General features: G+C 42.2%; 10 protein-coding genes and 1 other annotated feature. Of the genes, 4 read left to right on the top strand and 6 right to left on the bottom strand.

The window, feature by feature from the left end; genetic code table 11:
• Nucleotides 1-12 precede the first annotated feature (12 nt).
• Complete coding sequence (locus H538_RS0104630) at nt 13-714, top strand: 5'-methylthioadenosine/adenosylhomocysteine nucleosidase (protein WP_026676611.1); 702 nt, start codon at nt 13-15, stop codon at nt 712-714.
• A 16-nt stretch (nt 715-730) separates the two neighbouring features.
• Here the strand turns inward: H538_RS0104630 and H538_RS0104625 are convergent, their stop codons facing one another.
• Genes H538_RS0104625 through H538_RS0104615 form a run of 3 tightly spaced genes read right to left on the bottom strand, consistent with a single transcriptional unit; the run spans nt 731 to nt 3,194 of the window.
• A complete protein-coding gene (locus tag H538_RS0104625) occupies nt 731-1,888 on the bottom strand; it encodes an acetoin utilization protein AcuC (protein WP_026676610.1) in 1,158 nt (385 codons plus the stop codon).
• A complete protein-coding gene (locus tag H538_RS0104620; RefSeq protein WP_026676609.1) occupies nt 1,885-2,529 on the bottom strand; it encodes an acetoin utilization AcuB family protein in 645 nt (214 codons plus the stop codon). Before H538_RS0104620 ends, H538_RS0104625 begins: the two co-directional genes overlap by 4 nt.
• Before the next feature lie 32 nt (nt 2,530-2,561).
• Complete coding sequence (locus tag H538_RS0104615; protein WP_026676608.1) at nt 2,562-3,194, bottom strand: GNAT family N-acetyltransferase; 633 nt, start codon at nt 3,192-3,194, stop codon at nt 2,562-2,564.
• 165 nt (nt 3,195-3,359) lie between these two features.
• On the opposite strand from H538_RS0104615, the gene acsA reads away from it, so the two are divergent.
• Entirely contained in the window at nt 3,360-5,075 is a 1,716-nt protein-coding gene (gene acsA, locus H538_RS0104610; protein ID WP_026676607.1) for an acetate--CoA ligase, read from the top strand.
• A gap of 45 nt (nt 5,076-5,120) precedes the next feature.
• On the opposite strand, the gene H538_RS23065 is transcribed toward acsA, so the two are convergent.
• A complete protein-coding gene (locus H538_RS23065; RefSeq protein ID WP_051291268.1) occupies nt 5,121-7,676 on the bottom strand; it encodes a transglycosylase domain-containing protein in 2,556 nt (851 codons plus the stop codon).
• Nucleotides 7,677-7,798: 122 nt separating this feature from the next.
• Nucleotides 7,799-8,040 (top strand) — a binding site (T-box leader).
• A 52-nt stretch (nt 8,041-8,092) separates the two neighbouring features.
• On the opposite strand from H538_RS23065, the gene tyrS reads away from it, so the two are divergent.
• Nucleotides 8,093-9,352, top strand: coding sequence for a tyrosine--tRNA ligase (gene tyrS / locus H538_RS0104600; protein WP_026676606.1), 1,260 nt, complete (start codon nt 8,093-8,095; stop codon nt 9,350-9,352).
• A gap of 80 nt (nt 9,353-9,432) precedes the next feature.
• On the opposite strand, the gene rpsD is transcribed toward tyrS, so the two are convergent.
• Complete coding sequence (rpsD, locus tag H538_RS0104595) at nt 9,433-10,035, bottom strand: 30S ribosomal protein S4 (RefSeq protein ID WP_026676605.1); 603 nt, start codon at nt 10,033-10,035, stop codon at nt 9,433-9,435.
• Between the two features lie 352 nt (nt 10,036-10,387).
• Between rpsD and megL the strand changes: the two genes are divergently transcribed.
• Nucleotides 10,388-11,584 carry a methionine gamma-lyase gene (gene megL / locus H538_RS0104590; RefSeq protein WP_026676604.1) on the top strand — a complete coding sequence of 399 codons (1,197 nt, stop codon included), beginning with the start codon at nt 10,388-10,390 and terminating at the stop codon, nt 11,582-11,584.
• A gap of 41 nt (nt 11,585-11,625) precedes the next feature.
• On the opposite strand, the gene H538_RS0104585 is transcribed toward megL, so the two are convergent.
• Entirely contained in the window at nt 11,626-12,111 is a 486-nt protein-coding gene (locus tag H538_RS0104585) for a GAF domain-containing protein (RefSeq protein ID WP_026676603.1), read from the bottom strand.
• Between the last annotated feature and the right edge of the window lie 79 nt (nt 12,112-12,190).

Raw genomic sequence — 12,190 nt, 5'->3', positions numbered from 1 at the left:
GAGGATCGACGATTGAAAATTGGCATCATTGGCGCAATGGATGAAGAAATCGCATTTATGCAAGAATCCATTGATTGTTATGGGGAAAGTACGTATGCAAAAATTAAGTTTTATGAAGGAACGTTTGAAAATAAAGAAGTTGTTTTATGTAAATCAGGGGTAGGAAAAGTAAACGCTGCGATCACGACACAGCTATTAATTGATCGGTTTCAAGTCACACATATCGTATTTACGGGAGTGGCGGGAGCCCTTCATCCGAATCTTGAAATAGGCGATATTGTTATTTCAACTAGCTCCATGCAGCATGATATGGATGCCTCACACTTGAGTCCCGAATTCCCGCAAGGAACCATTCCGATGTTTGCTTATGATTCCGACTTTAAAGCGGATCCACGCTTAATCGAACTTGCTGAACAGGCAACCGCCATTTTTCCAGATATTAAAGTGTTAAAAGGGCGGGTATTAAGCGGTGATCAATTTATCGCCAACCCGGAATTGGTGCAAAAGTACCATGCTCAATTTGATGGAGTTTGCATTGAAATGGAAGGCTCAGCGGTAGCACAAACATGCTTTTTAAATGATATCCCATTTGTCATTATCCGTTCGATTTCGGATAAAGCGAATGGAGAAGCCAATGTGAATTTTGTTGAGTTTACAAAGCTTGCCGCACAAAGATCATCAACCCTTGTGGAACAAATCATTAAAAGAATGTAAGAAAAAAGAACCTAAATCAGGTTCTTTTTTCATTTCTAATTAGATAGAGTGCTTTTGACAAGGTTAGTGCGTTTTTTTCTGTAATTTCCTGTTTGCGCGGAATCGGTTTATAGGCGTTTTCCCTGTCCTCCCAGGTTTCTGGAAGTGTGACGGGGGACTTTTTCTGCCATTTGTTAAGCCATGTTGACGGAAGGGGGCCACTGGCTTCTATGCCATTCATGACAAGCCATATTCGCGCCCATGCCCGCGGGACGGCCCGCCAAATATCATAGCCTCCTCCGCCGACGGCAATCCATCTACCTCCGCAATATGCATCCGCAATCGTTTTGGCAAGACGAGGAATAGTATCATACGTTTTCATCGTTGAGCAAAGGTGGGTAAGCGGATCAAGGAAATGGGCATCGGCTCCATTTTGGGTAAAAATGACGTCAGGTTTAAAATAATCGGCGATCTCCAAAAGGCTTGTTTTATAAAGCTCAATCCACGATTCATCCTCAGTAAAAGCATCAATCGGGAGATTAAAGGAGAAGCCATACCCCTTCCCCTGTCCTTTTTCGGTAATTTGGCCGGTCCCGGGAAATAAATACCGCCCGGTTTCATGAATGGATAATGTACAAACATCGGCATCATCGTAAAACGCCCATTGGACACCGTCACCATGATGAGCGTCCGTATCGACGTATAGAACTTTAACTCCATACTTCCGTCTCATATATTCAATGGCGATTGAACAGTCGTTGTAAATGCAAAAGCCAGATGCTTTTCCGCGAAATCCGTGATGCAATCCGCCGCTTAAATTTAACGCGTGGGTTGCTTTGCCATCCATAACCATGTCAACTGCCTGCAATGTCGCTCCGACAATAAGTGCGCTTGCTTCATGCATATGCGGGAAAATCGGAGTATCTTCCGTTCCGAGTCCAAACGTTAAAGAAGCACTTTCATCATAATCCCCTTCTCCGGCTTTTTTCACCGCTTCAATATATGCTCTATCATGAATGAGGGCGAGTTGCTCATCGCATGCCTCAAGCGGGGGAATCACCTGCTCTTCGGTTAAAGCACCCATGCTGTTTAATAAGTCGTACGTCAGCTTTACCCGAAAATGATTGAACGGATGATCGTCATTAAATTTATAGTTCAATAACTGCTCAGAATAAATAAAGACCGGTTTTTTCATTGCTGCACTTCCGCTTCTTTTGGCCAGAGGACGTCATAGCCGGCGTTCTTTAATTCAGTTACAATTTTTTGCGGGTTGATCGTGTTGATTCGCAAGACAAGAATTTTATAATTTTCTTGTTTGGAAGGATACACTAGAACACTATTAATATTCGTTTTATGATGTTTAATGAGCGAAGCAACTTCCGCAAGCTGGCCGGCAATATTTTTGACCTTTACTTCAAGGTGAGAACTTGGTTGAAGCGCTCCTGTCAGCTGGATTAATGTATAAAGCATGTCCCGCTCTGTAATTATTCCGACTAGTTTTTTCTTTTCTAGAATAGGAATGCAAGCAATTTCATGTTCATAGAAAACGGTCGAAAGCTCCTCAACAAAATCTAGCGGGTGGGCAGTTATAACGTCCGTTACCATAATTTCAGATACAGGTTTTTGAAGTTCTTCCAAATTCCGATTTTCGTGAAAAATCGATGGGGTAGCATCTCTTAAATCGCGGTCGGAAATAATCCCGATTAACGTCCGATCTTCTTCAATAATCGGAATATGGCGAATCCGATGTTTTCGAATAAGCTTCCAGGCCGTTTCAATGGTTGCCTCTTTATGAAGGGTTACGACATCTGTTTTCATCATCTCCTGAACAATCATAGCGATTCTCTCCTCTCTATATACTTTAATAGCTAATACATCAACCGATTTTGAAACCGGAGACGATCAAATTGCTGTATGGAGTCATTATCAACACGGCTTCCAATCCGCACCATTAAACAATTGGCCGGATGAGAACTGATTTCCGGATCATCTGTTGCCATATACTGAAGGCCGCCTGCATTCATCATCTTCTCCATCATTTTTCGATAGTCCCAGACGGACAATCCGGTTCCTTTTAAATCCCAATGCCAGTAATATTCCGTCGTAATGATAATATAATCTTCCATCGCATCATCCATCATGGCTACCTTTAATAGATTTTTCCCGATGGAGCAGTTTCGATAGTTTGAAATGACTTCAATTGCGCCAAGTTCTAATAGATTTTCCAGCTTTCCCTCCGACCATCTTTCCATCGGATCAGGATAAACAAAGGTGACATAACCGATAATCGTGTCTTTGTTTCTTGCAACAATAATTCGGCCTTCATCCAAACCGGCGATTTCAATAAGTGCCTTCTTTTGAAAGGCAGGAGGTCTGAAGGCTTCAAGACCGATGTCAAAATCGTAACATGCAAGTGTTTCAGGGGAGATTGGGCCTTCAATAATGACTTTTCCTTTAACCGTGTTTAATGCAAGGCAATTGTATGTTTTAACATGAATCATCAATTCACCACCTATATAGAGTTCATTTTCTATTATTGCATAAAGTAATCCAATTGTAAGTGCTTTCAATACAGATTTTCGCGACTTTTTCTATTTCTTTAAAAATTTTGAACTGTTATGGTATAATAGACTCGAGATAGATGTACTTAGGAGGGGATTTGGCTCATGAAAGTGGAAACGCTTCCGGTAATTAAAGATGATTTTAACTTACAAGACTATGCTTCAACCTATGAAACATTTGATTGGAAAGAGGTTGAAAAAGAATTCTCCTGGTATGAAACGGGACGTGTAAATATGGCGTATGAGGCCATTGACCGCCACGCCCAATCCGAAAGAAAAAACAAAGTTGCATTATATTTCTCAGATCAAACGAGGGACGAGAAATACACGTTTAAAGAAATGATGGAACTATCGAATAAAGCGGGGAACATGTTCAAACAAATCGGGGTGGAAAAAGGAGATCGCGTCTTTATTTTTATGCCTCGATCACCAGAGCTTTATTTTTCTGTATTGGGAGCAATTAAAATCGGAGCGATTGTCGGCCCGTTGTTTGAGGCGTTTATGGAAGGGGCCGTGCGCGACCGTCTTCAAGATAGCGAAGCGAAAGTGCTAGTTACAACTTCAAATTTACTAGAACGGGTACCTGTAAATGAACTTCCACATCTTAAAAAGGTCGTTATAGTCGATGAAAAAGCGAGTGAAGAAGGACCTTACGTCAATTTCTATAAACGAATGGAACAGGCGGATAAGGAACTGGAGATCGAATGGGTAGATCGGGAAGATGGATTAATTCTTCATTATACTTCCGGTTCCACAGGGAAACCTAAGGGCGTTTTGCATGCGCACAATGCCATGATTCAACATTATCAAACAGGGAAATGGGTATTGGATTTAAAAGAGACGGATGTATATTGGTGCACGGCTGACCCTGGATGGGTAACGGGGACAAGCTACGGAATTTTTGCTCCATGGTTAAATGGCGCATCCAATGTGATTCGCGGCGGCCGGTTCAGTCCGGAAGATTGGTATTCTACCATTGAAAAATATGGCGTTACTGTCTGGTACAGCGCTCCGACTGCATTCCGCATGCTCATGGGCGCCGGTGATGAAGTCGTGAAACGCTTTGATCTATCTTCGCTGCGTCACGTATTAAGTGTTGGAGAACCGCTGAATCCGGAAGTCGTACGCTGGGGAATGAAAGTCTTTCATTTGCGTATTCATGATAACTGGTGGATGACGGAAACCGGGGGACAGTTAATCAGCAATTATCCTTGCATGGAAGTCAAACCAGGCTCCATGGGTAAGCCGTTCCCAGGCATCGTCGCTGCCATTATTGACGATCAGGATAATGTCCTTCCTCCGAATCGAATGGGGAACCTTGCTATTAAAAAAGGCTGGCCGTCCATGATGCGCGCGATTTGGAACAATCCGGAAAAATATGAATCATACTTCACTCCAGGCGGATGGTACGTTTCCGGCGACTCGGCGTACATGGATGAAGACGGCTACTTCTGGTTCCAGGGCCGCATTGATGATGTCATTATGACTTCTGGTGAGCGTGTCGGACCGTTTGAAGTCGAAAGCAAGCTGGTCGAACATCCGGCAGTAGCAGAAGCCGGGGTAATCGGTAAGCCAGACCCTGTACGCGGTGAAATTATTAAAGCGTTTATTGCGTTACGAGATGGATATGAACCAGGTGACGAATTGATTGAAGACATTCGCTCCTTTGTCAAGCAAGGACTGGCGGCTCATGCAGCTCCAAGAGAAATTGAATTCCGCGACAAGCTGCCGAAAACAAGAAGCGGTAAAATCATGAGACGTGTGCTGAAAGCGTGGGAATTGGATTTACCTACCGGTGATTTATCAACGATGGAAGATTAAAGAAAAACCCCTCTCGTAAAGTTTTCGAGAGGGGTTTTCATGATTCTATTGACCCGGTTTATCTTTCGGCTTTTCTTTAGGATGGCCGTTTCCCTGGCCATGGTCTTTATTTTCATTGCCGCTACCGTTACCGCCATTATTGCTGTTATTATTCCCGCCGTCATTACCACCATTATTATTTCCATTGTTATTTCCGTTGTTATTTCTATCGTTATTGCCATTATTGTTATTGTCGTTCTGACCCGGATCTTTTTTATGGTCGTTGTTTTTACCATTGTCATTCGAATTATTGTTCTCTTTTTTCTTTTTATTATTCTCGTTTTGTTTCTTTTCGTTTTCTTTCCGTTTAGCAGTTTCTTCTTTCTTTTTCTTTTGCTCCTCAACGATTTTTGCCCTGGCAATTTCACCTGCAAATGGATTCAAGTGAGCAGGGAATTTAAGATTATATAAGTCTCCGCTTCTTCCGATACCTGCAGGCATTTTAAAGCGTTCATTCGGCGCCATTAAATTCGGCGCGTATTTATAAGCATCGTTCGCAAAAGCGGCCCAAAGAGCAAGATGAAGATGGCGATCCGGAACAGGGGCTGGTGTATCATAACCATGCCATACACCAAGTGTTACTTTTGGGTTCGATGCGACAAACCACTCATCTTTATACTCCTGAGATGATCCTGTCTTACCGGCCCAATCGGCGGAGAAATTTAACTTTCCTGGGACGATGGATGCCGTGCCCCCTGGTTTTAATACATCTCGCATCATATCAATCAACAAGTATGAAGTTTGCGGCGAGTACACTTGGACTGGCTTCGCTTTATGTTTATAAATCACTTTGCCATTTCTGTCCGTAATTTTATCGATCATATAGGCGTCGACAAATTTGCCATCATTCGCAAACGTCGTAAAGGCATTTGTATTTTCCTCAACAGTGACACCTTTATAAAGTCCTCCGATGGCAGGAGAAGCAAGAGCTGAACGATCAGTATCGGTTATAGAAGTGATGCCCATCTTCTCTAAATTATTAAATGCTTGTTGATGATTAACTTTCAAAAAGAGTCGAATGGCCGGTATATTATATGAATGCGCCAGCGCAGACCGGGCTGTTTGAATTCCGTGGAATCGGTTATCGAAGTTATTCGGTCCGCCATTTTGGTAACCTGGTAATTCTAACTTTGTATCAGGAATTTGAGTCCCGGGCTGAATAATTCCTTGTTCCAAGGCAGGTGCATAATCAAGAAGCGGTTTCATTGTCGATCCATTTTGTCTATATGCTTGTGTCGCATGATTAAGCTGTTCTCGATGATAATCGCGTCCGCCGACAAAGCTTAAAATCGCCCCTGTCTTATTTTCGATTAAAATCGATCCAACTTCTTGCGGCTCACTCACCGTAACATTTTTACCTTTGGAATTTTTTACAGTAACGTAATGATTTGGACCGAAGTTGTAATCATTTTGCGCCGTCTTTTGCATCTCGTCATAGATTTTTTTGTTGATCGTCGTGTGAATTTTTAATCCGCCGCGCCTGATTTGCTCACGGGCATTATCTCTATATTCCTGTCTTTCACTCTTTTTAAGCTTTTTATAGGTTTTGCCGTCCTTTTTCGCATTTAACTGCGCGAGCAAGTCGATCGTTCGATCTTCAACTTCCATCACTAAATAAGGATAGCGTTCATAAGTCGTCTTTTTCCGTTTCGTTAAATGCTTTTTAATGTCATATTTCAATGCGCTGTCATATTGTTTTTTCGTAATTTGCCCGTTCGTCAGCATTCGGTTTAAAACCGTTTTCATTCTCCGGAGGCCCGGGCTTATGTCTTTTTTGACCGTTCCCTGGCTCGTAAATGGGGTATAAACGAACGGATTTTGCGGCATACCTGCTAAATAGGCGGCCTGCGGCAAATTCAGTTTATCCGCATCAACGCCAAAAACGCCCTGGGCCGCTGCCTGGATTCCGGCAATATTTCGTCCGGATGAATTTTTTCCAAACGGAACGACATTCAAATATGCTTGAAGAATTTCATCTTTCGTGAAAAACCGTTCAAGCCTGAGTGCAAGCAAAATTTCTTTCGCTTTTCGCTCAAAAGAGACTTCGTTTGTTAACAGCTGGTTTTTAATCAATTGTTGGGTCAGCGTACTTCCGCCTGTTCGTACGTCCGCCCCTGTAGCTTCTTGAAGCATCGCACGCAAGACCGCTTTTGGTACAACACCGTGGTGTTCATAAAAGTATTCATCCTCAGTTGAGATAATCGCCTTTTGAACATATGGCGAAATATCTTTCAATTTGACTTTTTCCCGGTCAAGGTCTGAACGTAATTTGCCGAGAAATTGATTGCCGGCAAAATAAACCGTACTTGTTTCTTCATAGTTGTAAATATCGTTTTTCATTGACGCATATGTACGGACCGGTTCATCCTTTACAAGCGAAGCAAAGTATCCTGCCCCTATACCGGCGCCAAAGAACCCGACCAGTATGCCGAGGACGAGCAGAACGAGAAAGGTGTTCCATGCAATCGTATATGTAAGGCGTGCTGTATGAATGATTTTTTTCTCATGCAATAGCTCGATCAATTTCTTCCATTTTTCTATAAGAGCTTCTCGTTGAGACATAAACTCCCCCCTTATTTTAATCATTATAGCATAATCGCCATTTATCGTAGAAAAAGAATTTGTGAGCGAACGGTTGACATTATTTGTTTCTATATGGTAAAAAAGAATTTAAGTAAAGATGAACGCAAACGATGATGGGAATAAGTAGTAACTGTCTCCCTGTTTTAGAAAGCTGGTGGGTGATGCAAACCAGTACAAAGGCCAGTTATGAATTACCTCCTGGAGTTTTCTTTGTGAAGAAAAAGACTGCTTCAAAAACAGTCTCTTTAGTAGCAAAGAACGGCTAAGACCGTTATTCTTTTGAGCGGAAGGCGAATCATGCCTTCAATTAGGGTGGTACCGCGGAATCAATCACGTCCCTTCTTAACGGAAGGGGCGTTTTTTATTTTTTATACGAGTGGAAGGAGAATGGATGAATGAGTATTTTACAAGAATTAGAATCAAGAGGCTTAATTAACCAGATTACGGATCGTGAAGGGCTTGAGAAACAGCTAAACGAAGGGAAAGTTACATTTTATTGCGGTTTTGATCCAACGGCGGACAGCCTGCATATCGGCCATTTGTTGGTTATTACGACGATGCGCCGCATGCAGCAAGCCGGGCACCAGCCAATCGCGCTAGTTGGCGGGGGGACAGGATTAATCGGTGACCCGAGCGGGAAGAAAAGTGAACGCACGTTAAATGAACAACATGTTGTCGAACAATGGAGTGACCGCATTAAAGACCAGCTTTCTCGTTTTCTCGATTTTGAAGCGAAAGACAATCCTGCGGTCATTGCTAATAACTATGATTGGATTGGAAAGTTAAATGTCATTTCTTTCTTGCGTGATATCGGCAAAAACTTTCCGCTAAATTATATGCTCGCGAAAGAATCAGTTGAATCGCGGCTCGAAGCAGGAATTTCGTTTACAGAGTTCTCGTACATGATTTTGCAATCGTATGATTTCCTCCAATTGTATCAACAAAAGGGCTGCAAGCTTCAAATTGGTGGCAGCGACCAATGGGGAAACATTACAGCGGGTATGGAATTAATCCGTAAAACAGGAGAAGAAGAAAAGGCGTTTGGACTGACGATTCCGCTTGTTACAAAAAGCGATGGGACAAAATTTGGGAAAACAGAAGGCGGCACGATCTGGCTAGATGCCGAGAAGACAACGCCTTATGAGTTTTATCAATTCTGGATTAACACAGATGACCGCGATGTCGTCAAATTTTTGAAATACTTTACATTCTTAAGTGATGAAGAAATCGCCGAATTGGAAGAAAAGGTGAAATCCGAACCGGAAAACCGCGCCGCGCAAAAAATGTTAGCGGAAGAAGTAACAAAGCTAGTGCACGGGGAAGAAGCGCTGAAACAGGCATTGAAAATTACAGAAGCGTTATTCAGCGGTCAACTGTCCGATTTAACAGCGGCTGAAATTGAGCAAGGCTTTAAAGATGTCCCTTCATTTACAATGGAGACAAAAGAAGAAATCGGGCTTGTCGATTTGCTCGTAGCAAGCAAAGTATCGCCATCAAAACGCCAAGCGCGTGAAGATATTTCAAATGGAGCGATTTATATCAATGGTGAGAGGTGCCAGGATCTGAATAAAGCGATAGGTGCCGAGGACCGCATTGAAGATCGGTTTGTCATTATCCGCCGCGGGAAGAAAAAATATTTCTTAATCAACTATTAAGCAAAAATCCGTTCCATTATATGGAACGGATTTTTGCTCGTAAAGAAGCCCGAAACGGAAAACCGTTTCGGGCTGTTTGCTTAACGGGAATAGAATTCAACGATAAGCTGTTCAGTGATTTCAGCAGGCAATTCAGAACGTTCTGGTAAACGAGTGAAAGTACCTTCTAATTTGTTTTCATCAAAAGTCAAGTATTCAGGAACAAAGTTATTTGCTTCAACAGCTTCTTTGATCACTTCAAGATTACGTGACTTTTCGCGAACACCAATCACTGATCCAGGTGCTACGCGGTAAGATGCGATATCAACGCGTTTTCCGTTAACAGTGATATGGCCGTGGTTGACTAATTGGCGAGCAGCACGGCGTGTGCGGGCTAATCCAAGACGGTATACAAGGTTATCTAAACGAGTTTCAAGAAGAATCATGAAGTTTTCACCATGAATTCCAGGCATTTTACCAGCATCGTTGAAAATGCGGCGGAATTGGCGCTCGTTTACACCATACATATGGCGAAGCTTTTGCTTCTCTTGTAATTGCAAACCGTATTCGGATAATTTTTTGCGTTGATTAGGACCATGTTGTCCTGGAGCGTAAGGACGCTTTTGTAATTCCTTACCTGTACCACTTAAAGAAATGCCCAGACGACGTGAAAGTTTCCACGTAGGACCAGTATATCGAGCCATGAATGACTCCTCCTTTTCACTTTGTTTTAGTTTGTAAACATAAGTGACTCTAACCTTTTCATAAGATTATTTTGCATTTATACACCTTCACTCTAGCAGCCATAGAGCTACGCGGTATACCTTTATTTTATAAAGGAACAAAATAAGAACTTATGACGGTTACAGTGCTGCCTTATTTTACACAAAGTACAGTATATGTTTTTTATTCATGAAAGTCAAGCCGGTAAATGAAGAACACGGTGGGAGATCGACATGAATATAATGGTAGCAGGAATTGTGAAAGGAATCGAGAAGTAATAAATGTAAATAGTAAGCGCTTGCATTAAAGACGAGAAAGGAGTCGGATGAGAATATGAAGTCGAAGGAATTTGAAACAGAAGTGATTCACGGTGGATTTGATAGTCTGAGGCATAAAGGGAGTCTTGCGCCGCCTCTTTATCAATCATCAACATTCGTGTTTGAAAATGCTTCTACAGGCGAGAAACGCTTTAGCGGCGAAATGGAAGGGTATGTCTATTCGAGATTGGCAAATCCAACAGTAAGCATTCTTGAAGAACGGATCGCCACTTTGGAAAACGGAGAAAAAGGGCTGGCCTTCGGCTCGGGGATGGCAGCAGTTTCAGCTGTTTTATTAGGCATGACAAAAACAGGGGAACATATTTTATGCTCGGAAGGGGTTTACGGTTGTACATTCGGATTATTAAACTTGATGAAAGAACGGTTTCAAATTGACCATGACTTTATTTCAATGGATTCAGCAGTTTCGATTCGTTCTGCGATCAAGCCAAATACAACATTAATCTATATTGAATCACCGATTAATCCGACGATGAAGCTCGTGGATTTAGAAATGGTGGCAACGGTTGCAAAGGAAAAAAATATTCCGGTTGTCGTTGACAATACTTTCTGTTCGCCATATATTCAACGTCCGCTTGACTTTGGGTGTGATATCGTCGTTCATAGCGCGACGAAATATTTGTGTGGCCATGGGGATGTGATTGGCGGCCTCGTTGTCGGAAAAGAAGAACAAATGAAAATGATCGCGATGACGACCCAAAAAGATATCGGCGGAATTATGTCGCCCTTTGATGCATGGCTCCTTCTCCGCGGATTAAAAACATTGCCGATACGGATGGACCGGCATTGCGAAAATGCGGACAAAATCGCACAATTATTAAAAGTTCACCCGGCAGTTGAACGGATCTATTATCCAAATGATTCGGATTTTGAACAATACACAATCGGCAAAAAGCAAATGAAAAAAGCTGGAGGAATGATTAGTTTTGAAGTGAAAGGTGGAAAAGATACTGCCCAAAAATTGATGGATTCTTTGCATTTAATAAAAATCGCCGTCAGTCTTGGAGATGCTGAAACGTTAATCCAGCATCCGGCAACGATGACCCATTCAGTTGTTCCGGAAGAAGAACGGGCGAAGATGGGAATTGGCCCAAATCTTTTAAGGCTGTCCGTTGGCCTGGAATCCTGGAAAGATATTTGGGAAGATCTCGAGAAGGCTTTAAATAAGATATTAATTTCGGTTAAACAATGAGCAAAAGCGTTGCGGCTTTATCTGCAACGCTTTTGCTGCTCTTAAAGATATGAAATAAGTTCGGCGACAAACTGCTCTAAATATTGTTTGTCTTTTTCATCAAAGCGGTTCGTTATCGGACTGTCAATATCGAGAACACCGATTAATTTTCCTTCTTTAATGATTGGGACAACAATTTCAGAGCGGGAGGCGCTATCACATGCAATATGTCCCGGAAATTGATGGACATCAGCCACTACGTACGTTTTTTGGTCTCTGGCTGCTGAACCGCAGACACCTTTGCCCAGTGGGATCCTGACACATGCAGGAAGACCCTGAAATGGTCCAAGGACAAGTTCATCCACTGCATCTTCATATAAATAAAAGCCTACCCAATTTGTATTGTCCAAAAATTGATTCAACAAGGAAGAGGCATTTGCTAAATTTGCGGTCACGTTCCGCTCCCCTTCAAGAAGTGAATGAAGCTGCTTAATTAGGAATAAATACGCCTCATCTTTATTTTGACTATACTTTTCGACTGTAAACATTGAAATCTCCCCTTAACTGTCAATTTAAAATATAATGATAAGCAAAATTTGTAGAAAGAACTAGGAATAAAGACCTATT

The sequence above is a fragment of the Fictibacillus gelatini DSM 15865 genome (genome assembly GCF_000430745.1).
Lineage (GTDB): Bacteria > Bacillota > Bacilli > Bacillales > Fictibacillaceae > Fictibacillus_A > Fictibacillus_A gelatini.
This window is presented reverse-complemented; position numbering and strand designations above follow the sequence as displayed.